Origin of the sequence: Paenibacillus sp. GCM10027630 (genome assembly GCF_042676305.1) — a bacterium.
In the GTDB taxonomy this organism is placed as follows: domain Bacteria; phylum Bacillota; class Bacilli; order Paenibacillales; family NBRC-103111; genus Paenibacillus_S.
In genome coordinates, this window is record NZ_JBHTGY010000091.1 from 33814 (window position 1) to 60370 (window position 26557).

Genomic DNA, 26557 nt, shown 5'->3' on the forward strand with positions numbered 1-26557 from the left:
TTATCGGGGGCAGAGCCTAGCTAACTTTACGTTATTCTACACCTAACTCCGTGCCTTCGAGATTGAGATTCAGCTTGTCGCTTGTTACCTCATCCTCGTCGTCTGTTTCCTTCATCTCGATCTCTTGCTCGTCTCCAGACAGTATCTTAACGTCCATACCTAAGCTTTGAAGTTCTTTTATCAAAACTTTAAAGGATTCCGGAACACCAGGCTCTGGAACATTCTCCCCTTTGACAATGGATTCGTACGTTTTAACACGTCCCACCACATCATCGGACTTAACCGTCAATATTTCTTGAAGTGTATATGCGGCCCCATAGGCCTCCAACGCCCAAACTTCCATCTCACCGAAACGCTGTCCACCGAACTGAGCTTTACCACCCAGCGGCTGCTGTGTAACGAGTGAGTAAGGACCTGTGGAACGTGCATGGATCTTATCGTCAACCATGTGCGCCAGTTTAATCATATACATGACGCCAACGGTAACTTCACGCTCAAACGGTTCACCCGTACGACCGTCATACAGCAATGTCTTACCATTGCGCTGCATACCGGCTTCTTCCATTGCATCAAACACGTCATACTCGCGAGCGCCGTCAAATACTGGCGTTGCGGTATGAATACCGAGGTATTTAGCAGCCATACCCAAGTGAACTTCCAGCACCTGTCCAATGTTCATCCGGGAAGGAACGCCCAGCGGGTTCAAAACAACCTGTACCGGAGTACCATCAGGCAAGAACGGCATGTCCTCCTCAGGTAAAATGCGCGCGATAACCCCTTTATTACCGTGGCGGCCGGCCATTTTGTCCCCTTCGGAGATTTTCCGTTTTTGCGCAATGTAGACACGCACCAACTGATTAACACCTGGAGGAAGCTCATCACCGTTCTCACGTGTGAACACCTTAACATCAACGACAATACCGTCGGTACCATGCGGTACGCGAAGCGATGTATCACGTACTTCACGAGCTTTTTCACCAAAAATAGCGTGCAGCAAACGTTCTTCAGCCGTAAGCTCGGTAACCCCTTTAGGTGTTACTTTACCGACCAAGATATCTCCTGCGCCGATCTCCGCACCAACACGAATAATACCGCGCTCGTCCAAATTCTTCAGCGCATCTTCACCGACGTTCGGGATATCACGCGTGATTTCTTCGGGACCCAATTTGGTATCTCTGGCTTCTGATTCGTATTCCTCGATGTGAATCGAAGTGTATACATCCTCTTTAACCAGCTTCTCGCTCAGCAAGATCGCATCCTCATAGTTGTAACCTTCCCAAGTCATGAAGGCAACGACTACGTTGCGTCCAAGCGCCAATTCACCCATTTCCGTGGATGGACCGTCAGCTAGAATATCGCCTGCGCGAACTTGTTCGCCTTTATGACAAATTGGACGTTGATTAATACAAGTACCTTGGTTGGAACGCATAAACTTATGAAGTTTGTGCTTGATCAAATCTCCATTTACCAGCTTGCCATCCACTATCGCTTGACGACGAACCCAGATCTCATTAGCCGACACTCTTTCGACAACTCCATCAACCTTGGAAACGATACACACACCGGAATCCTTAGCCGACTTATGCTCCATACCTGTACCAACGAGAGGTGACTTAGGAATAAGCAAAGGTACGGCTTGACGCTGCATGTTTGAACCCATCAACGCACGGTTGGAGTCATCATTTTCAAGGAACGGAATCAACGCTGTAGCTACTGAAACAACCTGTTTAGGAGATACGTCCATGTAGTCGACACGTTCTTTGGGAAGAATCAAGTTATCGTCCTTGAATCTAACGATAGCCGTGTCATTTGCAAGATGACCTTCTTCCGTTAATTTCGTGTTCGCTTGTGCTACAACATAGTTATCTTCTTCATCCGCTGTTAGATAAGCGATTTGTTCGGTAACAATGCCTGTCTTCGGATCAACCCAACGGTACGGAGCCTCAATGAAGCCATATTCGTTGATTCTTGCAAAAGTAGACAAGGAGTTGATCAAACCAATGTTCGGACCCTCTGGAGTCTCGATAGGACACATACGGCCATAGTGGGAGTGATGCACGTCACGAACCTCAAAGCCCGCGCGTTCCCTGGTTAAACCGCCGGGTCCCAACGCTGATAAGCGGCGCTTATGCGTAAGTTCTGCCAACGGATTCGTTTGGTCCATAAATTGAGACAACTGAGAGCTTCCGAAAAACTCTTTAATCGATGCAATTACCGGTCTAATATTAATTAACGCTTGAGGCGTAATAACATTTGCATCTTGAATTGACATCCGCTCACGGACCACACGTTCCATACGAGACAAACCGATACGGAACTGATTTTGAAGCAGCTCACCAACAGAACGCAATCTTCTGTTACCAAGATGGTCAATATCATCCGTATTGCCGATGCCATGTAAAAGATTAATAAAATAGTTAATCGAAGCAATAATATCTGCAGGGGTAATATTCTTTACAGTTTTATCGATTTTGCCATTAGCTATGACTTTTACGATTTTACCGTCTTCAATTGGAGAGAATACATTGATGCACTGTAGCGGTATATGTTCCAAATCATTCATACCGTTAGGCGCTGTGTATTCCTTGAAGCCCACATTCTTTTCCAAGAACGGAAGAACATCATCCAACAATCTGCGGTCCAGCAATTGTCCTGCTTCAGCAATAATCTCGCCTGTTTCAGGGTCAATTAAAGATTCAGCTAAACGTTGGTTAAACAGACGGTTTTTGATATGCAGCTTTTTATTGATTTTGTAACGTCCTACATTCGCTAAATCATAGCGTTTCGGATCGAAGAAACGTGCTACCAGCAAGCTTCTTGCATTATCCAGTGTAGGTGGTTCGCCTGGACGCAAGCGCTCATAGATCTCGATAAGCGCCTTATCCGTAGAATCCGTATTATCCTTATCCAGGGTATTACGGATATACTCATCGTCACCCAACAAGTCCAAAATATCCGCGTCCGTCCCGAAACCCAAGGATCTCAACAGAACAGTCACAGGAATTTTACGAGTACGATCTATCCGGACATAAATAATATCTTTAGCATCCGTCTCTAGCTCCAACCACGCGCCGCGGTTAGGAATTACTGTAGCTGTGTATGTTTTCTTACCGTTTTTATCCACTTTCGTGCTAAAATAGACGCTAGGAGAACGAACCAACTGGCTGACGATAACCCGTTCAGCACCATTGATAATAAAAGTCCCTGTTTCCGTCATCAATGGGAAATCTCCCATAAATACTTCCTGTTCTTTGACCTCACCAGTTTCTTTATTGATCAAGCGCACTTTCACACGAAGCGGAGCTGCGTAAGTCACATCGCGTTCCTTGGACTCATCCACCGAATACTTAGGCTCTCCTAAGCTATAATCAATGAACTCCAACACTAAATTCCCCGTAAAATCCTGAATAGGGGAAATATCCTGAAACATTTCACGCAATCCTTCTTCCAAAAACCATTCGTACGATTTTTGTTGGATTTCGATAAGGTTTGGAACTTCCAATACCTCATGAATCCGAGCGTATGACCTGCGTTTGCGTCGACCTAATTGAACAAGATGACCCGCCAACTTTGATTCACCCCTCATGTCTACTCAATAGAACAAAATAAAAGCCTCTTTCCTGAAGCCTTCTCGAGTAAATACCGCCCAAGTGAAACTCCTTTTAGAAGCTTTTTCCAAACATTGAATCTCGACTTACCATATTTTTCTTCATACCTTGTAGGTTTTACTTAAAATTTAAACATTATACGTATAACATTTAAATTTTATTCACCCTGTCGTGAAAATAAATCTTGACATTTTAGTAAACTAAAGAGATATTACCCACTTTAATACTGACATTTTATTATAATAACACATCCGAAAAGTCAAGTCAACATTTTTTCCTGAGTGCCCACCATTATCCTTGAAGTGTCCCCTCCCAAACCCTCCCCGCCGGGAGGGCCCCCAAAGGGCCGCCGCCCTCTCGACACCCGCTGTGCGCATTGTTACTGTGTACGTTTGGATCGCTTTCATCCCTACGGGACGCGCTTAACGGTTGTGCTTATGGTGCGGGAGTGCTACACAGTGCCAGTTTGTGTTGATCTGACAGTTTCTGCTAAGAGGTGCTGTCCCTTCGGGATTCGCTGACGGATCACTTTTGGGATATTAAAAGGGTAGATGTTCTAGTTATTGTTACTTTATTGCTCTAATCACACGGTACCCTTTATCCTTGGTTACTTCAGTCACCTTGGCAAACAAACTTTCCAGCTTGGCAAACGCCGATGGCGCTCCCTGCTTTTTTTGAATGACAATCCATAAGGAGCCGCCGGCGTTCAGCACCTCGTAAGCTTGCTCAAATATACAGTGAACCGTTTCCTTGCCGGCCCGGATAGGAGGATTCGTTATCACCACATCAAAATTCCGGTTTATTACGGCGCCCAGCATATCACTCTGCAAAATCTCCACGTTAGTAATTTGATTGCGCTGCGCATTCTGCTTCGCCAGCTCAACCGCTCTTTCATTGATATCAACCATTGTCACTTTCCCTCGAACCGCCAGCCCCGCAGCCGCAAAGCCAATAGGACCGTAACCACAGCCGACATCAAGCACTTCTGCCTTATCAGGTATATCAAGAGCTTCGATCAGCACTTTAGACCCATAATCCACTCCTCGTTTTGAGAATACGCCAGCATCCGTCACAAATGTATATTTACGGCCGCGCAATGATTCCTCAATTGTATGAGCCTTATGCGCCGTTGTTGGTTTTTGCGAATAATAGTGCTCCACTTCTACTCTCCCTCTGGACACCCTTTAGTCGTGACTGCTGCACGAGTTGTTTCTCGTAAAAACGGTAAGAAAAGCTTCTATTCGAAGCCCTCTCGATGAAGATACATTCGTGTCTGAGCGGCAGCTTTTCTTGCAAGTCTAATATTATCAAAAAACCCCTTGAAGTAACTCCAAGGGGCTTCTGAAAAGCTGGGTACTTATTTTACTTCTACGCCAGCGCCTGCTTCTTCAAGCTTCGCTTTAACCGCTTCTGCTTCTTCTTTACCCACTTTTTCTTTGATTGCTTTTGGTGCGCTATCAACCAAGTCTTTTGCTTCTTTCAAGCCAAGACCAGTGATTTCGCGAACTACTTTGATAACGTTGATTTTGGACGCGCCAGCGCTGTTCAAAATTACGTCGAATTCGGATTGCTCAACAACTTCAGCAACAGCTGCGCCGCCGCCTGCTGCTACTGGAGCTGCAGCAGTTACGCCGAATTCTTCTTCGATTGCTTTAACAAGATCGTTCAATTCCAAAATAGTCATACCTTTGATTGCTTCTAAGATTTGTTCTTTACTCATGGTATATAAACCTCCGATTAATTGTTTTTTTATGAAACAGTTACCAATTGCTTATTAAGCCTCTTGAGCGCTGCCGTCTTTTTCTGCCACTGCTTTAACCGCAAGGGCGAAGTTGCGAACAGGAGCTTGAAGCACGCTGAGCAACATGGACAACAAACCTTCTCTGGATGGAAGATCAGCCAATGCCTTGATTTGCTCATAACCAACCACTTTACCTTCAACTACACCTGCTTTAACGCTAAGTTTATCGTTCTTCTTAGCAAAATCTGTTAAGATTTTGGCTGGAGTTACGATATCGTCTTTACTGAATGCGATGGCCGTTGGGCCAGTCAAATACTCATCCAGTGCACTTAACTCAGCATTCGCAGTAGCACGTCTAGCCAAAGTATTCTTCAATACTTGGAACTCAACGCCTGCTTCACGCAGTTGTCTACGAAGCTCGGTTACTTGAGCCACGTTCAGACCGCGGTAATCCGCAACAATTGTGCATGAGCTTTCTTTCAGCTTGTCAGTAACTTCACTCACTTGCTGAGATTTAATCTCAAGGGTTTTTGCGTTTGCCATTTTTTGCACCTCCTAAGAGCTTTCGTAAGAAAGCTGTCATCGTAAGCATTTTGCTTAGCTTCACAGGGAAGCTAGCATTGTAAGAAATCACTTTGCTTCCGCAAAGAAGCAACTTAATCATTCAGGTCATTACTTAACTCGTAAACTATTCGCCAGTGTCCTGCAACTACATCCCGCTAAACGCGAAGATGCCTTCGCAGACACTGCGAAGGCATGATGAGCGATTTAATCTTTGTACTAAAGCAAAGATACCGATCTTATATCATAACACCTCGGCAGGAAATTAAGTTTGAATAATCAAACACCTGCTGTCTACGGTAAGTCATATTCATTTGTTAGCTTAGATAGGTTAGCACTTGTGACTTCAAAAGTCAACTGCCAAACTTATCTAAAGGTTTGAACGTTTACGCGAGCACTAGGACCCATCGTTGAGGAAACTGCGATGTTCTTAAGGTATACACCTTTAGCAGCTGCAGGTTTCGCTCTTACCAAAGCATCAATCAATGCGCGGAAGTTGTCAGCCAACTTATCAGCATCAAAGGATACTTTACCGATTGGAGCGTGGATTTGTCCAGCCTTATCCAAGCGATATTCGATTTTACCAGCCTTGATCTCTTGAACTGCTTTAGTTACATCAAATGTAACTGTACCAGCTTTAGGATTCGGCATCAAACCTTTACCACCCAAGATACGACCCAATTTACCCACTTCACTCATCATGTCGGGAGTAGCTACGCAAACATCAAAGTCGAACCAGCCCTGCTGGATCTTATTGATCATGTCTTGATCGCCTACGAAATCAGCACCAGCTGCTTCCGCTTCTCTGGCTTTGTCACCTTTTGCGAATACAAGAACACGTTTAGTTTTACCAGTTCCGTGTGGCAATACAACAACGCCACGAACAGCTTGGTCTTGTTTCCTAGGGTCTACACCCAAACGAACTGCAACTTCAACGGTTTCGTCAAACTTTGCAGGCGCCGATTTCTTAACAAGCTCAATCGCTTCAGCCGGCTCATACGATGCTTCAGCATCGATCAGCTTAGAAGCTTCCAAATACTTTTTACCATGTTTAGGCACTTTGTTTATCCTCCTCGTGTGGTATTAGCGGAATATCCTCCCACTTAAAGCGCAACTGTTACATCAGCAAAGCGATGCCAGTTGTCACTCATGGCGCAACCTTTTGCAAAGCAAAGTTGGTTGTCACCGTCAAGAAACGCAAGCACGGCGACTCGTATTAATCTACGATAGTTACGCCCATGCTGCGAGCCGTACCTTCGATCATACGCATTGCAGCCTCAACGGATGCAGCGTTCAGGTCAGGCATTTTTTGCTCAGCGATCTCGCGAACAGTCGCGCGATTCACAGTTGCAACTTTCTTTTTGTTAGGCTCGCCTGAACCTTTCTCAATCTTTGCAGCTACGCGGAGCAATACAGCAGCCGGTGGCGTTTTGCAAATGAAAGTGAAAGAACGATCCTCAAATACTGTAATCTCAACAGGAATAATCAAACCTGCTTGATCTGCAGTACGAGCGTTAAACTCTTTACAAAAAGCCATGATGTTAACACCCGCTTGACCAAGAGCCGGACCGATAGGTGGAGCCGGATTCGCTTTTGCAGCATTAACTTGCAGTTTAACAACTTTAATAACCTTCTTTGCCATTGTGTGACACCTCCTTGCATGTAGTATGACGGTTTAGTAGCGTTTAGAGTTTCTCCACTTGATGGTAATCCAGCTCTAAAGGTGTTTCCCGCCCGAACATGTTTACAAGAACCTTAAGCTTAGCCTTGTCGATAAGAATTTCTTCGACCGACCCAACAAAATTCGCAAAAGGACCCACCATAACACGCACAGTATCTTTGAGATCGAAGTCGATCTTCGGTTTTGGTTCTTCCATGCCCATATGCTTGAGAATAGATTCTACTTCATCAGGAAGCAGAGCAGTCGGCTTAGATCCAGACCCTGTCGAACCGACAAAGCCCGTTACACCCGGAGTATTACGAACGACATACCACGAATCATCGGTTTGGATCATTTCGACCAAAACGTAACCCGGATATACCTTGCGCATAACCGTTTTTTTCTTGCCGTCCTTGTTCACAATCTCTTCTTCCATCGGAACCAAAACGCGAAAGATTTTGTCCAACATATTCATAGACTCTACGCGTTTCTCCAAGTTTGCCTTGACCTTATTCTCATACCCTGAATAGGTATGTACGACGTACCATCTTTTTTCCATTTCCATTATTAGCCACCTAACTCTCGCTTATTTAAAAATAAGACGAAGCAGCTCAGAAATCCCCAAATCAAGTACGTAGAAGTAAATGGTTACAAAGACAACCGTAAACAGAACGACTAGCGTATAGCTGATCAGTTCTTTACGACTTGGCCACTTCACCTTTTTTAATTCAGACCAACTGTCCGTAAAAAAGGAAAATGTGTTCTTCATTCTAGCTAAAAAGGACACAACTACACCTCCAAAGACTACCTAGTTTCGCGATGAGCGGTATGTTCATTGCAAAACTTGCAAAACTTCTTCAACTCCATGCGGTCTGGATTGTTGCGCTTATTTTTATTGGACGTATAGTTTCTTTGCTTGCAGTTCGTGCACGCTAACGTGATTATAACCCGCATGATGTACACCTCCTACGGACCAGCCTCGTATTTTGAAAACCTTAAACGATCAGCAAAAAAACGCCTCAAATTTTAGGGCTACCTGAATACTTTAGCATAGCGCCAATTTCATGTCAAGATAATCCTAGCAATACAACCGCTCATCTGTATTATCTACAGATTCTAGTATTAACGCTGCGAGGAAAGGATAAACAATATACAAAAAAAATAAAGCACCCCGCTCTTCGCGACAGGTGCTATCTATGCGTCCCTTACTTCCAAATACCGCTCTAACTTTCGTTTAACCCGCTGCAGAGCATTATCAATCGACTTCACATGGCGGTCTAAATCGACCGCAATTTCCTGATAGGAACGGCCATCCAAATAAAGCATAAGTACCCTGCGTTCAAGGTCGCTTAGTATCTCGCCCATTTTATCTTCCAGACCACTGAACTCTTCTTGATTAATAATCAATTCCTCAGGGTCGGTAACTCGAGAACCGCAGATGACATCAAGCAAGGTGCGGTCAGAATCTTCGTCATAAATAGGCTTGTCCAGCGATACATAAGAATTAAGAGGTATATGCTTCTGCCTGGTTGCGGTTTTAATAGCTGTTATGATCTGACGAGTGATACACAGTTCTGCAAAAGCTTTAAAGGAAGCGAGCTTGTCTCCACGAAAATCACGAATAGATTTATATAATCCTATCATACCTTCTTGCACGATATCTTCCCTATCAGCACCTATTAGAAAATAGGAGCGTGCTTTGGCTCGGACAAAGTTTTTGTACTTGTTAATCAAATACTCCAATGCGTCACTTTCTCCATCGCGGACCGCCTCGACAATATCTTCATCTGCCTTGAGGTCATATTCATGCATTCTCAATTCTTTGAGGTCGACACTCACCAATAATCCCTCCGGCCCTGGCAAGACTGCGAATAACTATACCTGTGTTCTACATGAAAGATAGAATCAGTATACATTATGTAATCTAACATCGTCAACCAAATTCACACTAGTAAAAGCTTGAAATACCTACTATTACTGGCCTCTTCGCCACTTTTCGAACAACTCTTTCATCTCGCTGCTAAGCTTGCTGTCGAATGTATTTCTTTTAGAAGGGGCATCCTCGCGGATTTTCTGCTGAATCTCCCGTCGAGAGAGCCTTATCTTAACCAATAGCTCGCTCGCCGGAACGCGAAAAGCTCCTTTTCCAAAAATAACATGCTGCTCCGTCATATCCGAAGTCGCCACATAAATCTGCTTTCTCCGCCCGATATGTTCCGTAACCAATCGCTCAATCAGCTCATCAGCGGTTTCCTTCTCCTTCGTGTAATAAATGCGCAGCTTGCTCTGCACATATTTGCCTCCCAATCCGGGAACAAAGTAGGCGTCGAAAACAAGCAGTACTTTTACCCCTGAGAAAGACTGATATTCAGCTAACTGCTCAATGAGCCGGTCCCGCGCTTCCTCCAAGCTTATATCTTTTAACTTTTGCAGCTCCGGCCAGGCGCCGATAATGTTATAGCCGTCTACAATAAGTATTTCTTGAATCATACCGGTAACACCATCTATTTCTTGGACAAGCGCTGGCGAATCACTTCATACATCAACACGGACGCCGCCACGGATGCATTCAATGAATTGACGTGTCCGAACATAGGCAGCTTCAGCAAAAAATCACATTTTTCCTTAATAAGCCTGCCCATGCCTTTTTGTTCATTCCCTATTACCAGCGCCAGCGGCATATTAAGGTTTGTTTGATACACCGGCTGCTGGGCCGCAACATCTGCTCCCGCTATCCAGACACCCCGCTCCTTAAGCAGCTCGATCGTTTGTGCCAGATTCGTGACGCGCGCCACTGCCACATATTCCACAGCTCCTGCCGATGTTTTGGATACCGTTGCAGTTAAGCCGACCGACCTGCGTTTGGGAATAATCACCCCATGAACCCCAGTACAGTCAGCTGTTCTGAGAATCGAGCCTAGGTTATGAGGATCTTCAATCTCATCGAGTATCAGAATGAATGGCTCTTCGTTCCTGCTTTGGGCGATGGCCAAAATATCCTCCACTTCCACATAATCATAAGCTGCAACTTGAGCAACTACCCCTTGGTGCTGAATATTATCTACCATTTGGTCCAGCTTCCGTTTATCGGCGAATTGAACAATAACACCATTTTGTTTCGCTTCTGCAACGATGGGTTGTGTCAGCTGCTTTTGCGCATTTTCGGCGATCCAAATTTTATTGATCGTTCGTCCGGACCGAAGTGCTTCCAGCACTGAATGCTTCCCCGCTAGAAATTCTAATTCTTCCTCCATTATCGTTCTCTCCTTTTATACGGCTTCAAACCTGTTCTCTGCATAAAATCTTTGTTAGGTTATATTAATTAGTCACGTTCCAAAGACATCATCATCAAATATTGCAGCCGTTCCAGCTGTTTAGTGTAGTACAAGAAACCGATCAAGCATTCAAAGGCCGTGCTGTGGCGGTATTCCAGAATATCCGCATTTTTGGCCGAACTGCCTGACTTGGCATTACGCCCCCGCTTTACGATATCCGTTTCTTCATCAGTCAGATGGGGCATCCATCGCTGCAGCGATTTGGCTTGTGCTTTGGCCGATACGTACTGTGTGGATAGACGGTGCAAATGGTTAGGACGGTGATTGATCTGGGCTATTACATATTGGCGAACAAATACCTCGTAAACCGCATCGCCGATATAAGCAAGCACTATCGGATTTAACAGCTTAGGCTCTTTGGCCGGAGGAAAGGAGAACAGATTAGAGTCAAAGGATACAGGCTCCTTCATTAATTTCGCCGCCAGCGGATACCCTGAGGTGTATCCTCCAGAATAATCCCCCGCTCCGTCAGCAAATCACGAATTTCATCGGCACGAGCCCAATTTTTCGTTTTACGAGCTTCCGTACGGTCTATAATCAGCTGTTCGATCTCCTCGTCAAGCAGCCCTTCTTCCTCATGTGCTAGTATGCCCAGGATACGGTCCATAGCTTCGAACTGCTCTAGCAAAAGCTTAAGAGAGCTGCTAGTAACAGCCTCTTGCTGCAAGTAAAGGTTCGATGCATTGACCAACTCATACACAGCTGTAACAGCATCCGGCGTATTGAAATCGTCATTCATCTTGGCTTCGAATTGGCTTCTTACCTCTTCGACAGCTTGTTTGACTCCATTATCGGTATCGCCGTCTCCAGCCGCGGACAAACGATGTTTAATATTAGCCACGCAATTTTCAATACGAGCCAATCCGTTCTTGGCTTGCTCGATAGTATCATTGCTAAAGTTCAACGGGTTGCGGTAATGGGCAGATAGCATAAAATAGCGAATAACCTGCGAACTGAGCGATTGCAGCAGCTGGTTCACATTCACGCTGTTCCCAAGCGACTTGCCCATTTTTTCATTATCGATGTTGATGTATCCGTTATGCATCCAATAATTAGCCATCGCATGACCGGTCAAACATTCGGACTGGGCGATTTCGCACTCGTGATGAGGAAATTGCAGATCCTGTCCCCCGCCATGAATATCAATGGTATCTCCCAAATATTTACGAACCATCGCGGAACATTCAATATGCCAGCCAGGTCTTCCTTCTCCCCAAGGGCTTGACCATGATATTTCGCCGGGCTTGGCTCCTTTCCAGAGCACAAAGTCCTGAGGGTTTTCCTTACGATCGTCAACCTCGACCCGAATTCCGAACTGCAGCTCTTCCAGATTTTGTTGAGACAGCTTGCCGTAATCCGCAAATTTGGTTGTTCTAAAATACACATCGCCGCCTTTTTCATAGGCATAGCCCTTATCAACAAGTCCTTCGATAAAGGCAATGATTTCGTCGATATTTTCCGTAACTCGTGGATTCAAGGTTGCTTTGCGAACACCCAAGCCTTCCGTATCCTCATAAAATTTGCGAATAAACAAATCCGCCACTTCAGGAACCGTCAGCTCCATCTGAGCCGCTTTTTTGATCAACTTATCGTCTACGTCAGTGAAATTCACTACGTAATTAACCTCATAGCCTATGGATTCCAAATACCTTCTTACCACGTCAAAAAAGATCATCGGACGCGCATTGCCAATATGAATATAATCGTAAACGGTTGGGCCGCATACATACATTTTTACTTTGCCAGGCTCAATAGTCTGAAATGTTTCCTTCGTTCTGGATAACGTATTATAAATTTTTAGCGTCATTCTCTTGGCTACCTCCACTTTTGGATTTTATAGTTGCCACTTCTACTTTCAGTTCTTCTATTTGCTCCTGCAATTGGCGGAACATATCGATTACGGGATCCGGTAAATTATTGTGATCCAGACGGCCTACACGAACACCATCACGCTTTACCACACGACCAGGGATACCAACGACTGTACTGTTTGGAGGCACTTCGCTAAGCACTACCGCATTTGAACCAACCCTGGAATTATCCCCGACGGTAAAAGATCCAAGCACCTTGGCCCCGGATGCAATAACCACGTTGCTGCCGATCGTAGGATGACGCTTGCCCTTTTCCTTGCCTGTTCCGCCCAAAGTGACGCCCTGATATAAAACAACATCATCACCGATCTCGCAAGTTTCACCAATGATGACTCCCATTCCATGGTCAATGAAAAAACGCCTTCCGATAATCGCACCTGGATGAATTTCGATGCCGGTCATAAAGCGGCTAATTTGCGAGGTGATCCGCGCAGTGGTATACCACCGTTTCTTATATAAACAATGGGCCACACGGTGCGCCCAAAGAGCATGTAAACCGGAATAAGTGAACACCACTTCAAACCAGCTCCGCGCGGCGGGATCATTCTCAAATATAGTAGCGATATCTTCTCTCATGTGCTTGAACAAGACAACTCACCTGCTTCCTGCTTTCTTCCCTTTTCATAAGGTAAAGATTCTAAGATTCTATGAACAAATAGAAAAGCCCCCACAGCCATAACGGCTGCAGAGGCGAAAAGTCGCGGTTCCACTCTGCTTGGACATGCAGCTTCACACAGGCAATGTCCATCTTGTGCGTTCGTAACGTGAACGAATTCGGTAAGACTACCTTGCCGTTATGCTTTGTGAACAAAGCCAATTCAGCATCTCGTCAATACGGCTCCCAGGTGCATTTCCAATCATAGGGAATGGACAGCTCTCAGCTTGGGATATCCCATGATGCGATACCCGACTATCCTCTCTGTGAAGCCCTAACAATTGTACTCTCCTGCTCTACGCCACGATCCATATATTTGTTTCAAGAACTTTCGGTTCTATGTTTTACTTTCTTAATCTTATATGAAAATCACATGGTTTACAATAATTTATTGAGTCTGGATATCACTTTAGATTTTCCAAGCAAGAAAACCGTCACATTCAGATCGGGGCCATGTGTCTGACCGGTGAGGGCGACACGGATGGTCATAAACAGCTGCTTCCCTTTGAAACCGGTAGCTTTCTGCACTGCTTTAAGCATAGCAGGAATGTTCTCAACCGCAAAGGTTTCTGCCTGTGACACTTCATTCAGGAAGCCCTGCAGCACTACAGGCACATGCTCTTCCGTGAGCAAAGCCTTCGCCTCTTCCTCTTCATAGGAAACATCCTCTTGGAAAAACAATTGTGATAATGGAACAATCTCGGCAGCATATTGCATTCTTTCCTGGTTCAGCCCAATGAGGCGGGTGACCCATTCCTGCTGCTCCGCTCCAAGCTCCTCTGGAACGAGCCCAGCTTTCTGCAGATGAGGCAACGCCAGCTCCACGACGCGGGACAGCTCAGATTTTTTCAAATAATGATTATTCATCCAATTGAGTTTATCCATATCAAACACGGCCGGACTCTTGGAAACCCGATCCAGATCGAATTGCTCGATCAACTCTTCCTTGGTGAAAATCTCTTCTTCGCCCTTAGGGGACCAGCCCAGCAGCGCAATGAAGTTCAGCACCGCTTCAGGCAAATAGCCGAGCTCTTTATACTGCTGAATAAACTGTATGATGGACTCATCGCGTTTGCTCATTTTTTTGCGGTCTTGGTTCAATATAAGCGATAAATGCGCAAATTCCGGAATAGGCAGGCCTAGTGCCTCGTACATCATGATTTGTCTCGGCGTATTGGAAAGATGCTCTTCACCGCGAATAACAAGATTGATTTTCATCAAATGATCATCCAGAATAACGGCAAAATTATACGTAGGAATCCCGTCCGGACGTACGATAATAAAATCGCCAATGCCATTGGATTCAAACTCAACATGCTCACGAATCCGATCCTCAAAAGCAATAATCCGATTTTCGGTTACACGGAAACGGATTGAAGGCTTGCGGCCTTCCGCTTTGAACTTTTCCAGCGATTCCGGTTGAATCTGCCGGCATTTACCTGAATAGCGAGGCATCTCGCCCTTAGCTTCCTGCTCGGCGCGCTCTTGCTCCAAATCCGCTTCTGAACAATAGCAGTGATACGCATGGCCGTTTTGCAGCAATTGATCAACGAAGGGCTGATACAGATCCAGCCTTTCAGTTTGACGATAGGGGGCGTAAGGACCTCCTATATCTACACTCTCATCCCAGTTCAACCCGAGCCAGTTCAAGCCTTCCAGCTGGTTGCCAATCCCGGACTCTACATGGCGAGTCTGATCGGTATCTTCAAATCGGATAATAAATTGCCCTGCATGCTTGCGGGCGACCAAATAATCGAATAATGCCGTACGTGCGCCACCTATATGTAAATGTCCTGTGGGGCTTGGCGCATATCTTACACGCATTTGACCTGACATACTGCTTGCTCCCCTCTAATTTAAACTGCCTCTTTTAATAACCGTAAACTAAATATTCTTGTTATGATAGCACATCTTGGATTAAACAAACAACCGATTGTGCGGCAATTCCTTCACCGCGGCCAGCAAAGCCCAACTGCTCTGTCGTTGTAGCCTTTACATTGACCTGGGAAGGCTCTGCATCCAAGGCTTCGGCAATACGCTGTACCATTGCTGGAATATACGGAGCCATTTTGGGCTTTTGCGCTATTATGGTGGAATCGATGTTCCCGAGCTTGTATCCCGCTTCTTTCGCAAGCTTCCAAACATCCAGAAGCAGTTGGTAGCTGTCCGCATCTTTATAAGCTTGATCGGTGTCAGGAAAATGCTTGCCTATGTCTCCCATGCCTAATGCTCCCAGAATGGCATCGCTGATAGCATGCAGAAGCACATCCGCATCAGAATGCCCTAGCAGCCCCTTTTCATAAGGTATGTCGACGCCCCCAATAATGCACTTCCTTCCTTCCACCAGTTGATGCACGTCAAAGCCCTGTCCTACTCGAATCATTGTTATCTCTCTCCCCTTACATTCTGAATAATCCACTCCGCCCACGGCAAATCCTCAGGCGTTGTTATTTTAATATTATAATAATCGGACTCAACCACCTGCACCGGCGTTCCGATCCGCTCAACCAGCATGGCATCATCCGTTCCTGCAAAACCATCTTTCTCTGCTTGCTCGTATGCAAGTTTAAGCAATGAAAGACGAAAAGCTTGTGGGGTTTGAATAGCCCACAAGCTGCGCCGGTCTGGCGTAGACTCAATCATTCCTTCGTTATTGACAATCTTGATCGTGTCCTTAACGGGAACCGCAAGAACAGCAGCTTCCGCCTCCATCGCTTTGCGCCAGCATGCCAGAACATGCTCCACTGATGCGAAGGGACGGACTCCGTCATGTACCATAACCCATTCAACGTCCGAGCCCAGCACTTCAAGCCCTTTATAAACAGAGTCTTGTCTTTCCTTGCCGCCGGATACAACGTGCTGCACTTTGCTTAACGCAAACTGTTCGATGTAGCCGCTGCACCGATCCACATCGTCCGCACCGGTCACCAGCACAACTGTATCCACCTGTTCGATCCGCTCAAACAAAGTCAATGTATATACAAGAATGGGTTTCCCGCTTAATTGCAAATATTGTTTACTTTCCTCTGTCTTCATTCGCGAGCCCTTGCCCGCGGCTACAACAACTACAGCCAGTTTCCCCATTGCATCCTCACCTGCCAGCTACCATCTGCGCGCGATCTACCTAGCGCGTTCACTCCTCTTATCATATACGTTTTAGAGAGCTTTTTCCAATAGTTTCGGTTTAGCGAAGATCATCCGGCCTGCAGAGGTCTGCAGTACACTTGTAACCAATACATCCAGAGTAGTGCCGATAAAGTCTCGCCCACCTTCAACAACGATCATAGTCCCATCATCCAGATACGCAACGCCTTGTCCATGCTCCTTGCCATCCTTGATGACCTGCACCAGTATTTCCTCACCAGGCAGTACAACAGGCTTAACCGCATTAGCCAGATCGTTAATATTTAGAACAGACACGCCTTGAAGCTCACAAACTTTATTTAGGTTAAAATCATTCGTGATTACTTTACCTTGCAGCACCTTGGCGAGCTTAACCAGCTTGCTGTCCACCTCTGAAATTTCTTCAAAGTCACCTTCGTAAATCAATACCTTAACATCCAGCTCTTTTTGGATCTTATTAAGTATATCAAGCCCCCGACGTCCCCGGTTCCGCTTCAGCAAATCCGATGAATCCGCAATATGCTGCAATTCCTCCAACACAAATTCAGGGATAACCAGTGTACCTTCGATAAATCCGGTTTTACAAATATCTGCAATCCGACCGTCAATAATCACGCTGGTATCCAAAATTTTATGCTCTTCAAAGCCTTTCACTTCACCTGCTGCTCCACGTTCTTTGGATGAACGGGTTTTAGTCAGCAGTACAATAAACTCTTCTTTTTTTGCATAGCCCAAACGGAACCCTACAATACCAAGCATTGCCGTAAAAATAACATGCAGAAAGGGCGAGAACAACCCGGCTTGTCCGAATGGGGTTAGAAGCATTACAGCCAGCATCAATCCGATTGTCATGCCTGCCGTACCTGCAAGAAGGTCAGTAATCGGGACATGAGCGACCTTCTCCTCCCCCTTTTCCATCCATTTCAATCCATAGTTGACCACCCAGGAACTGAGCGTATAAAAGAGAACCACTCCGAGCAGCATCAGCCAATAAGCCTGGCCTGCAACCTCTTTCACACCAAAAACCGTTTCTATGAAATTAAAAAATGGTCGACCGACGGTATCACTCCACCCATAACCTAACACGCCTCCAATAACTGCAAAAAAGCTTTGAAACCATTTTTTCATCATAGAATCACCTCCATACCTTCAATTATAAAATTCGATTCGTTACAATTATGAACCAAATCTTACCTGCCTAATCGTCAGTTTTGAAGAAAATGCAAAAAAAGCACTCATTTTCCACTAAAGGAAAATAAATGCTTTTCATTTTCGCGTTAAACCTATAAGTAAGTCTAGATTTTTAAAGCAGTCTCTATAACGGAGTCGTTTCCGACTTCACCTCATCAAGGGACTTATTCTTTCTTTTACGTCTCGTAAAGAGTCGTTCAACGTTTTTTTTTAAGCCGTACAGCGCATAAAGAAGCAGCGGTACAAAAATCATTTTGGATAATGTGCCTGGGAACTGAACTGCAACTACAACCGCAATAACAACTACGATCGGTGTAATCCAGATAGCGGCTTTGGGAATCCCTATTTTCTTGAAGTTAGGATACTTCACAGTACTCACCATTAAATACGATAACAGTAAAGTGCTAAGAACTAATACAAATGTGTTCAATTCCTTTTGGAATAACGCAAGTGTACACAATACACCGCCAGCTGCCGGTATTGGAAGCCCGATGAAATAGCCTGGAGTTCCAGCTACCACATTAAATCTAGCCAAACGAAGCGCGCCGCAAATTGGGAAAATCGCCGTTACAATCCACGCAGCCGCTGCATTAAGCTCAGTAAAAGCAACTACGTACATAATGAATGCCGGTGCTACGCCAAAAGAGATAACATCAGATAAAGAATCCAGTTCTTTACCAAACTCACTTTGTACGTTTAGAGCACGCGCCACGCTACCATCCAATCCGTCCAACAACATAGCCACAATAACCATAATAGCTGCAAGCTCGGGCTTGTTGTTAAAAACGAGAATGATCGAAATAATTCCCAAAAACAAGTTCCCTACAGTAAAAAGATTGGGAAGAGATTTAGCTAACATTATTTGTCCACCTCTGGTTTACTTTACCCTAATAACTCTTATTATATTAGGATACCATCTGATTGTATGCAAGTTAAATATGTCTGTCAATGAGTACTTGATCTTGAATTCGTTTTAAACCTTCTTTTATTGTCCTCGCACGAACCTCACCAATCCCGTCAACTTCATCCAGTTCGTCTATAGTAGCCATCATTAGATGTGGGAGTCTGCCGAATTTTTCCACTAAATTGTGAATAATTACTGCAGGTAGACGAGGGATTTTGTTTAACACCCGATACCCTCTTGGCGATACGGTTTCCTCAGCCGTGTTGTTACTGTGCTGATAGCCTAGCAGCCTGGCAATATGGTAATGATCCAAAATTTCTTCTGCCGCTAAACGTTTGAGACTGTTGGTCATATCTTTGATTCTATCATCATTTTGTTCTTTTACATAGTCTTTTAATAAAAGTTGCGCTTCCAGCTCGGTATTTCCAATCAATTCCTCCAGCTGCATACTGATAAGGCGCCCTTCTGTGCCTAATTCGTTGATATAGCGCTTAATCTCTGCACTGACGCGGAGCACCATTTCCACACGTTGTATGACATTAGTTACATCATGTAGAGCGACCAATTCCTCAAATTCAGAAGCTCCCAAATTGGTTACAGCTTGATCCAATACCGATTTATAACGCTCCAACGTCTGTATCGCTTGATTCGCTTTGGTGAGAATGACACCTATATCCTTTAAACTATATCGAAGGTTTCCCTGATATAAAGTAATCACATTACGCCTCTGCGAGATGGACACCACGAGCTTGGAGGTTTGTTTGGCAACCCGTTCAGCTGTCCGATGTCTGATCCCTGTTTCCGAAGAGGAAATAGAGGAGTCCGGTATAAGCTGTGTGTTAGCATAAAGAATTCGTTTCACATCTTCACTTAAGATGATCGCTCCATCCATTTTGGCCAATTCATACAAATAATTGGGAGAAAAATCACAATTGATAGAAAAACCTCCATCAACGACCTCCATTACTTCCGGGCTGTAGCCAACTACGATCAAAGCTCCTGTTTTGGCCCGAAGCACGTTCTCCAATCCGTCTCGGAAAGGAGTTCCTGGTGCTACCATTTGCAGCAGTTGGCTCATTACATCCCGTTTTATTTCTTCCTTGCTCATGTTGTCCCCTCCCCATTCCCCACCCAAACCCTCCCCGCCGGGAGGGCCCCAAGGGCTCCGCCCTCTGGACACCCGTCAGTTGTGACTGCTACGGCAGTGTCTTCAGAGCGCTTTCGTCCCTATGGGACACGCTTTACGGTGGTGCTTGTTGTGCGTGACTGCTTCGATAGTGCTTCTTGAACGCTTCCGTCCCTAACGGGACACGCTTTACGTTGTTACTCTTAGTTACATCTAACCATTTTTATAGACATTTATTGCATCAAACTTATTTATTTCAACTTGCTTACATCAACTTATTTACACGATCTTAGTTGATCAACCTATTTGCATTAGACCGTATGTATACTACCCCAAAGCAGCTTTCAAAGCTTCCGATACCGTGCTGACGCCGATTATTTCAATGGAAGAAGGAGGAGTCCAGCCCTTGAGACTTTTTTCCGGAAGGATGACGCGGCGGAACCCGAGCTTTTCTGCTTCCCTCACCCTTTGATCCACACGAGAAACACCCCGCACTTCACCGGTCAATCCCACTTCCCCAAATACTACGTCGTATGGCTGTGTTGGCTGCTCTCTTAAACTGGAAGCAATGCTGACAGCTATTGCTAAATCAACCGCCGGTTCATCTAGCTTAACCCCACCTGCTACGTTCACATAGGCATCCTGGTTTTGCAAAAACATACCCAGCCGTTTCTCCAATACCGCAATAATTAAAGCCAATCGGTTATGATCAATTCCTGTTGCCATCCGCCGCGGCGAAGGGAAATTGGTAGAAGTAACAAGCGCCTGAAGCTCCACAAGCACGGTTCTTGTTCCTTCCAGGCTGGCAACAACGGTAGAACCTGACACCCCGAGTGGACGTTCCGACAAAAATAGCTCAGATGGATTGTTGACCTCAACTAATCCGCCTTCCTGCATTTCAAAAATTCCGATCTCATTTGTTGCGCCGAACCTGTTCTTGACAGCTCTCAACAGCCTGTAGGATTGGTGTCTTTCTCCTTCGAAATAGAGAACACAATCCACCATATGCTCTAGCATACGTGGACCTGCGATAGCGCCCTCCTTAGTAACATGACCAACCAACACCGTTGCAATACCTTTAATTTTGGCAATGCGCATAAAATGGCCTGTGCACTCCCTCACTTGGGACACACTGCCCGGAGCAGAAGAAATTGCCGGATGGTAGACCGTTTGAATCGAGTCGATAACGATAAAATCAGGTTGAACCTCTTCAATCGCAGCTTCTATCTGCTCCAAGTTGGTTTCACACAGCACGTATAGCAGCTCAGATGTTGCATTCAACCGATCCGCGCGCAGCTTGGTTTGTCGAACCGATTCCTCACCTGAAATGTATAATACTTTTTTATCGCTTTGCGTTAAATCAAAAGAGGTTTGCAGCAGCAATGTAGACTTCCCAATGCCTGGATCCCCTCCGACCAAAAGCAATGAACCCGGAACAAGACCGCCGCCAAGCACACGATTTAATTCCTTATTCCGCGTTTGAATACGCTGCTCTTCCGTACCTTTAATATTTATGATGGAAACGGGCTTTTCTTTCGTCCGTAATAGAGAAGATTGCATACCTTGTGTCTTCGTAACTGTCTCCAGTTCCTCAACAAACGTGTTCCAAGCTTGACAGCCCGGACATTTCCCTAACCATTTGGGAGATTCAAATCCGCATTCCGAACAGAAAAATATCGTTTTTTGCTTTGCCATTTAAAACTCTCCCAGTTGTGTATTCACTCCGAAACCTAAAGCGTGCCTACAAAGTTTACCATTTTGCAGCACTAATGAAAACCCTTCTCCTTAAATATGGAAAAAAAACATCCTATGGCCTAATGCCATAGGATGTTTCGCTTTTTCTTAGGTTAAGGACTTGTGACTCCCTGACTACGCTCTACAGTCAATGCTCCTTCATGCTCATCGATAGTTAACGTGTCCCCTTTGGTAATCATGCCGCGAAGCAATTCTTCAGACAGTCTGTCTTCAATATGCTTCTGTATCGCTCTACGCAGCGGTCTAGCTCCATAAGTAGGATCGAATCCTTCTTTGGCCAAAAAGGCTTTAGCTTTATCGGTAAGAACGAAGTCAACATCTTGCTCTTTCAAACGTTTACGCAGATCATCTGCCATCAGCGTTACGATCTGAGCGATATGAGCTTCTTCCAGAGAATGGAACACAATAATCTCGTCAATCCGGTTCAAAAACTCCGGACGGAAGCTCTTTTTAAGCTCGCTCATCACTTTATCTTTCATATTGCCGTAATCTTTACCGGCATCCTGTACAGCCGTGAAACCTAGCGAGGAATTCTTCTTAATCATATCCGCGCCTACGTTGGAAGTCATAATGATAAGGGTGTTGCGGAAGTCCACTGTGCGACCTTTGGAATCGGTCAATCGACCGTCCTCTAACACCTGCAGCAGGATATTAAATACTTCCGGATGCGCCTTCTCAATTTCGTCCAACAAAACTACAGAATACGGTTTACGGCGAACTTTTTCAGTAAGCTGTCCGCCCTCTTCATAACCAACATATCCCGGAGGAGCCCCTACCAGACGAGAAGTCGAGTGCTTCTCCATATACTCGGACATATCGATACGAATAACTGCGTTGTCGTCACCAAACAGAGACTCTGCCAAAGCACGTGCCAGCTCAGTTTTACCAACTCCTGTTGGTCCCAGGAAGATAAAGGAGCCTATAGGCCGCTTAGGATCTTTAAGACCCGCTCTAGCGCGACGAATAGCACGACTAACTGCTTTTACGGCTTCTTCCTGACCTATAACCCGATCGTGAAGAATCTCTTCCATTTTGAGCAAGCGCTCTGTCTCTTCCTCAGCAAGCTTAACTACCGGTATGCCGGTCCAGCTTGCTACAACCTGAGCGATATCATCGGGAGTCACTTCGGAATCCGTACGTCCCTGTTTCTCTTTCCATTCATTCTTGGTTGTATCCAGCTCTTCACGCAGCTTTTGCTCGGTGTCCCGCAAAGAAGCCGCCTTCTCAAACTCTTGACTCTGAACAGCCGCGTCTTTCTCCTTGCGGATATCCTCCAGCTTATTTTCAAGCTTCTTCAAATCAGGCGGTACTGTGTATGAGCGAAGCCTTACCTTGGAGCTCGCCTCGTCAATCAGGTCGATTGCCTTATCTGGCAGGAAGCGATCCGTAATATAGCGATCAGAAAGTTTTACCGCTTGTTCTATAGCTTCATCCGTAATTTTGACCCGGTGATGCGCCTCATAGCGGTCACGCAAACCGTGTAAAATTTGAATTGCTTCCTCTGGAGACGGCTGATCCACTGTAATCGGCTGAAAGCGTCTTTCCAAAGCGGCATCTTTTTCAATATATTTACGATATTCATCCAGCGTTGTAGCCCCAATGCATTGAAGCTCTCCACGAGCTAATGCCGGCTTCAGGATGTTAGACGCATCAATCGCGCCTTCCGCCCCACCCGCACCAATCAATGTGTGCAGCTCATCAATGAATAGAATGATATTACCCGCTTGGCGAATTTCATCCATAATCTTTTTAAGACGATCCTCAAACTCACCGCGATATTTAGTTCCCGCCACGACAGATCCCATATCCAATGTCATAACGCGTTTATCACGCAATGTTTCAGGGATTTCGTTATTAATTATTTTTTGCGCCAAACCTTCGGCAATCGCTGTTTTACCAACACCCGGCTCACCAATCAATACCGGATTATTTTTGGTTCTACGGCTTAATACCTGGATCACACGCTCGATTTCTTTGCTGCGGCCAATAACCGGATCCAGATTGCCATCTTTAGCATAAGACGTCAAATCCCTGGCCAATCCGTCAAGTGTAGGCGTATTTACGTTAGCATTGCTACCATGATTAGTAGATACAACCTCGCTGCTGCCTAACAGCTGCAATACCTGCTGACGCGCTTTATTCAAGCTAACACCAAGATTATTCAGGACACGAGCCGCGACGCCTTCTCCTTCACGAATCAATCCAAGCAATATATGCTCTGTTCCCACATACGTATGGCCTAATTTACGAGCCTCATCCATCGATAGCTCGATAACCTTCTTAGCTCGTGGAGTGTAGGCAATGTTGGTAGGCTGTTCTTGGCCTCGACCGATAAGTGCCTCCACCTCGTCTTGGATTTTCTCTAAGCCTAATCCGAGAGCTATAAGAGCTTTAGCAGCAATACCGTCACCTTCACGAATTAAACCTAACAAAATATGCTCTGTTCCAATATTATTATGACCTAAACGAACGGCTTCTTCCTGTGCCAAGGACAATACTTTTTGCGCACGTTCCGTGAATCTTCCAAACATCATGCGTAACACCTCCATAAAAGAATAAAATTATCGAAGCACGTTTGACCTAAAAGAGCAATCATACCGTGTTGTTATTTACTCAGATGTAAATTTCTCTCGAATGAGTTGCGCCCTTCTTATGTCTCTTTCTTCAGCGCTTAGCTTTTCTCCTGCATACTGCTGTAAAAATCCAGGCTGGGTCATCACCATCAACTCATTCATCACTTGAAGTGGGACATTCTTAATGATGCCCAGATCGATACCTAACCGAACATCTGACAGCCGTTGAGCAGCTTCTTTGGAATCCATAATAGCTGCATAAGACATGATTCCAAATGACCTGCTGACACGGTCCAGCAGCTTGGTTCTTGTTTCAAGCTGCAGCTTCTCGCGTGCTGCCCGCTCATGTTCAATAATTTGCCGGACTACTCCATATAAATTGTCGATGATCTCCTGCTCGGATTGTCCCAATGTAATCTGATTGGAAATTTGAAATAGGTTGCCTAAGGCTTCGCTGCCTTCCCCATACAAACCTCTAACCGCCAATCCTACTTGAGTTATCGCTGATAAAATACGGTTAATTTGTTGGGTTAAAACCAAAGCCGGCAGATGAATCATTACTGAGGCTCTAATCCCGGTCCCTACATTCGTAGGGCAGCTGGTCAAATATCCCCGTTTCTCATCAAACGCATAATCCAGCTGTGTTTCAAACAAGTCATCAATTTGACTTGCAAGGTCCCAAGCTTCATTAATTTGAAAACCAGGACACAAGCATTGTATTCGCAAATGATCCTCTTCATTCACCATGATGCTGATGGATTCATTATCACTTAATATTACCGCACCATTACGTGACTCATTAGCTAATGCAGGACTAATCAGATGCTTCTCTACAAGCACACGCTTTTCGAGCTCATCCAATTCATCGAGTGACAGTAAAGAAAAGTTACTAATGGTTCCGAGCTCTTCATTCCCCATTATACTTGATACCTTCTCAAATACCTCGTGCGATTGGGGATTAGTAGAAAGCATCGGGAATGGATAGGACTGTATATTTCTCGCGATACGGATTCTGGTGCTAATAACAATATCGGAGTCAGGTCCTTCGCTCTTCATCCAATCACTCAAAGCATGCTGCGTAAAACGATTCGTATTCGATGTCATAAGATTCCTCCCTTGCCCTAAAGAAACCTCTATCATAACCTCTTTGAACGACTGCGATCCAGGAGGTTTAAAACACTAGCCTTCGGCAACCTTTTTCTCAAGCTGGCGGATTTCATCGCGAAGCTTCGCTGCTTCTTCAAATTCTTCTCCTTGAATACGCAGCAGCAGCTCCTTTTTCAGAGTTTCGATTTCCCTCTTATGTTGTATTAACCCGCCTGAACGTTTAGGAACCTTCCCAGTGTGAAACGTGTTCCCGTGAACTCTTTTGAACAATGGATCCAGCTTATCTTCGAAATGCTTATAGCATGAGCTGCAGCCAAAACGACCGACTTTACTGAATTGGCTATAAGTAAGTCCGCATTCTTCGCAACGACCTGGCTGAGCTTTTGATGCAAGAGTACCATGTGAGGGATCAAAATCGAGCAGCCCTGACAATAAATTATGAATAGAAAAGCCATTCGGTGTACCTGGAATAAGCTCTCCTTTCTCTCGGGCGCATGACTCACAGATGTGAAACTCTGTCTTTTCTCCGTTTAAAATTTTCGTAAAATGAAGCGTTGCTTGTTTCTTACCACATTCCTGGCATAACATAAACATTCCCTCCTTATTTACTCAACAAGGATATTAGCATAGCTTTCAATATTCTGGCTCGAATCTCATCTCTCAGCGGAAGCTTCAAAACCAGCACTTCTCTTGATATGGCTGCTTTCATCAGCGCCGCTTCTCTTGATGTGAGATAACCGCTCTCCTCCAATTGATACAGAAGGCCCTCAGAGGCGCTTTGATCGATTTGGAGACTAATGGTTTTGGAGATGTGATCAAGTACTGAACCATGTGCATTCAGCTCAATTTTTTGAATTCGTATATACCCTCCGCCCCCGCGCTTGCTTTCGACAATATACCCCTTCTCCAGAGTAAATCGGGTGCTAATTACATAATTAATTTGTGAGGGCACGCAATCAAACTGATCTGCCAGGTCGTTACGCTGAATTTCGACAATACCTTCATTACTTTTCTGTAAAATCTGCTTCAGATATTGTTCGATAACCTCAGAGACATTACGCATCAATTCAACCTCCTAGTCAAGAAGTAAATTGACTTTGACTTTCTTTGACTTTAATAACATTATAGCAGTTTTCAGATAATTTGCAACTAGGACCTTCATTCATTTTATTGTTCACTTTGCGGCAGTTTTTATGCCTGTAAACAACAGAAAAAGCCTTTCTGGATTAAGTCCAGAAAGGCTTTTTCTGTTGTTGTTTTGCTTGGCAACGTCCTACTCTCCCAAGACCCTGCGGTCTAAGTACCATTGGCGCTGGAGGGCTTAACGGTCGTGTTCGAGATGGGAAC

At 45.1% G+C, this 26557-nt stretch carries 26 protein-coding genes, 1 rRNA gene and 1 other annotated feature; all 27 genes read right to left on the reverse strand.

Features of this window, described 5'->3' with window-relative positions; all coding sequences use genetic code 11:
• Positions 1 to 31: 31 nt before the first annotated feature.
• Positions 32 to 3568, reverse strand: coding sequence for a DNA-directed RNA polymerase subunit beta (rpoB, locus tag ACFQ0C_RS34110; RefSeq protein ID WP_258217819.1), 3537 nt, complete (start codon positions 3566 to 3568; stop codon positions 32 to 34).
• Between the two features lie 606 nt (positions 3569 to 4174).
• Positions 4175 to 4768, reverse strand: coding sequence for a class I SAM-dependent methyltransferase (locus ACFQ0C_RS34115; protein WP_379373642.1), 594 nt, complete (start codon positions 4766 to 4768; stop codon positions 4175 to 4177).
• Positions 4769 to 4965: 197 nt separating this feature from the next.
• The gene (rplL, locus tag ACFQ0C_RS34120; protein WP_258217821.1) at positions 4966 to 5328 is read right to left on the reverse strand and encodes a 50S ribosomal protein L7/L12; all 363 of its coding nucleotides are present in this window, start codon (positions 5326 to 5328) and stop codon (positions 4966 to 4968) included.
• Between the two features lie 54 nt (positions 5329 to 5382).
• Positions 5383 to 5892, reverse strand: a complete 510-nt coding sequence (rplJ, locus tag ACFQ0C_RS34125; RefSeq protein ID WP_379373645.1) for a 50S ribosomal protein L10 — start codon at positions 5890 to 5892, stop codon at positions 5383 to 5385.
• A gap of 175 nt (positions 5893 to 6067) precedes the next feature.
• Positions 6068 to 6228: a sequence feature (ribosomal protein L10 leader region), on the reverse strand.
• Between the two features lie 48 nt (positions 6229 to 6276).
• Positions 6277 to 6969 (reverse strand): 50S ribosomal protein L1, encoded by a 693-nt coding sequence (gene rplA, locus ACFQ0C_RS34130; RefSeq protein ID WP_379373647.1) that lies wholly within the window; start codon positions 6967 to 6969, stop codon positions 6277 to 6279.
• A gap of 157 nt (positions 6970 to 7126) precedes the next feature.
• Positions 7127 to 7552: a 50S ribosomal protein L11 gene (rplK, locus tag ACFQ0C_RS34135; protein ID WP_258217824.1), complete on the reverse strand. Its 426-nt coding sequence runs from the start codon at positions 7550 to 7552 to the stop codon at positions 7127 to 7129.
• Between the two features lie 43 nt (positions 7553 to 7595).
• The gene (nusG, locus tag ACFQ0C_RS34140; protein WP_258217825.1) at positions 7596 to 8129 is read right to left on the reverse strand and encodes a transcription termination/antitermination protein NusG; all 534 of its coding nucleotides are present in this window, start codon (positions 8127 to 8129) and stop codon (positions 7596 to 7598) included.
• Positions 8130 to 8156: 27 nt separating this feature from the next.
• Positions 8157 to 8357 carry a preprotein translocase subunit SecE gene (gene secE, locus ACFQ0C_RS34145; protein WP_171651070.1) on the reverse strand — a complete coding sequence of 67 codons (201 nt, stop codon included), beginning with the start codon at positions 8355 to 8357 and terminating at the stop codon, positions 8157 to 8159.
• A gap of 17 nt (positions 8358 to 8374) precedes the next feature.
• Positions 8375 to 8524 carry a 50S ribosomal protein L33 gene (gene rpmG / locus ACFQ0C_RS34150; protein WP_028552031.1) on the reverse strand — a complete coding sequence of 50 codons (150 nt, stop codon included), beginning with the start codon at positions 8522 to 8524 and terminating at the stop codon, positions 8375 to 8377.
• A gap of 240 nt (positions 8525 to 8764) precedes the next feature.
• Entirely contained in the window at positions 8765 to 9409 is a 645-nt protein-coding gene (sigH, locus tag ACFQ0C_RS34155; protein WP_171651069.1) for an RNA polymerase sporulation sigma factor SigH, read from the reverse strand.
• Positions 9410 to 9544: 135 nt separating this feature from the next.
• A complete protein-coding gene (locus tag ACFQ0C_RS34160) occupies positions 9545 to 10060 on the reverse strand; it encodes an NYN domain-containing protein (protein WP_258217826.1) in 516 nt (171 codons plus the stop codon).
• 14 nt (positions 10061 to 10074) lie between these two features.
• Entirely contained in the window at positions 10075 to 10824 is a 750-nt protein-coding gene (gene rlmB / locus ACFQ0C_RS34165; protein WP_258217827.1) for a 23S rRNA (guanosine(2251)-2'-O)-methyltransferase RlmB, read from the reverse strand.
• A gap of 68 nt (positions 10825 to 10892) precedes the next feature.
• Positions 10893 to 11315: a Mini-ribonuclease 3 gene (locus ACFQ0C_RS34170; RefSeq protein WP_379373652.1), complete on the reverse strand. Its 423-nt coding sequence runs from the start codon at positions 11313 to 11315 to the stop codon at positions 10893 to 10895.
• Positions 11315 to 12712, reverse strand: a complete 1398-nt coding sequence (gene cysS, locus ACFQ0C_RS34175) for a cysteine--tRNA ligase (protein WP_379373654.1) — start codon at positions 12710 to 12712, stop codon at positions 11315 to 11317. The genes ACFQ0C_RS34170 and cysS overlap by 1 nt, the downstream gene beginning before the upstream one ends.
• Positions 12693 to 13364 carry a serine O-acetyltransferase gene (cysE, locus tag ACFQ0C_RS34180; protein ID WP_379373656.1) on the reverse strand — a complete coding sequence of 224 codons (672 nt, stop codon included), beginning with the start codon at positions 13362 to 13364 and terminating at the stop codon, positions 12693 to 12695. Before cysE ends, cysS begins: the two co-directional genes overlap by 20 nt.
• A gap of 445 nt (positions 13365 to 13809) precedes the next feature.
• Positions 13810 to 15267, reverse strand: a complete 1458-nt coding sequence (gltX, locus tag ACFQ0C_RS34185) for a glutamate--tRNA ligase (protein WP_379373658.1) — start codon at positions 15265 to 15267, stop codon at positions 13810 to 13812.
• A gap of 61 nt (positions 15268 to 15328) precedes the next feature.
• Positions 15329 to 15814 (reverse strand): 2-C-methyl-D-erythritol 2,4-cyclodiphosphate synthase, encoded by a 486-nt coding sequence (gene ispF / locus ACFQ0C_RS34190; RefSeq protein WP_379373660.1) that lies wholly within the window; start codon positions 15812 to 15814, stop codon positions 15329 to 15331.
• Between the two features lie 2 nt (positions 15815 to 15816).
• A complete protein-coding gene (gene ispD, locus ACFQ0C_RS34195; RefSeq protein WP_379373662.1) occupies positions 15817 to 16515 on the reverse strand; it encodes a 2-C-methyl-D-erythritol 4-phosphate cytidylyltransferase in 699 nt (232 codons plus the stop codon).
• A 72-nt stretch (positions 16516 to 16587) separates the two neighbouring features.
• Entirely contained in the window at positions 16588 to 17685 is a 1098-nt protein-coding gene (locus tag ACFQ0C_RS34200) for a PIN/TRAM domain-containing protein (RefSeq protein WP_258217834.1), read from the reverse strand.
• A gap of 184 nt (positions 17686 to 17869) precedes the next feature.
• Complete coding sequence (gene pssA / locus ACFQ0C_RS34205; RefSeq protein WP_379373665.1) at positions 17870 to 18604, reverse strand: CDP-diacylglycerol--serine O-phosphatidyltransferase; 735 nt, start codon at positions 18602 to 18604, stop codon at positions 17870 to 17872.
• Positions 18605 to 18677: 73 nt separating this feature from the next.
• Entirely contained in the window at positions 18678 to 19757 is a 1080-nt protein-coding gene (gene disA / locus ACFQ0C_RS34210) for a DNA integrity scanning diadenylate cyclase DisA (protein WP_258217836.1), read from the reverse strand.
• A 345-nt stretch (positions 19758 to 20102) separates the two neighbouring features.
• Positions 20103 to 21470, reverse strand: a complete 1368-nt coding sequence (gene radA / locus ACFQ0C_RS34215) for a DNA repair protein RadA (protein ID WP_379373668.1) — start codon at positions 21468 to 21470, stop codon at positions 20103 to 20105.
• Positions 21471 to 21622: 152 nt separating this feature from the next.
• A complete protein-coding gene (gene clpC / locus ACFQ0C_RS34220) occupies positions 21623 to 24064 on the reverse strand; it encodes an ATP-dependent protease ATP-binding subunit ClpC (protein ID WP_258217838.1) in 2442 nt (813 codons plus the stop codon).
• Between the two features lie 75 nt (positions 24065 to 24139).
• Positions 24140 to 25207, reverse strand: coding sequence for a protein-arginine kinase McsB (gene mcsB, locus ACFQ0C_RS34225; protein WP_258217839.1), 1068 nt, complete (start codon positions 25205 to 25207; stop codon positions 24140 to 24142).
• Between the two features lie 75 nt (positions 25208 to 25282).
• The gene (mcsA, locus tag ACFQ0C_RS34230) at positions 25283 to 25798 is read right to left on the reverse strand and encodes a protein-arginine kinase activator protein McsA (protein ID WP_379373671.1); all 516 of its coding nucleotides are present in this window, start codon (positions 25796 to 25798) and stop codon (positions 25283 to 25285) included.
• 13 nt (positions 25799 to 25811) lie between these two features.
• A complete protein-coding gene (locus ACFQ0C_RS34235; protein WP_379373673.1) occupies positions 25812 to 26273 on the reverse strand; it encodes a CtsR family transcriptional regulator in 462 nt (153 codons plus the stop codon).
• A 197-nt stretch (positions 26274 to 26470) separates the two neighbouring features.
• A 5S ribosomal RNA gene (gene rrf / locus ACFQ0C_RS34240) occupies positions 26471 to 26557 on the reverse strand; the annotation flags it as partial.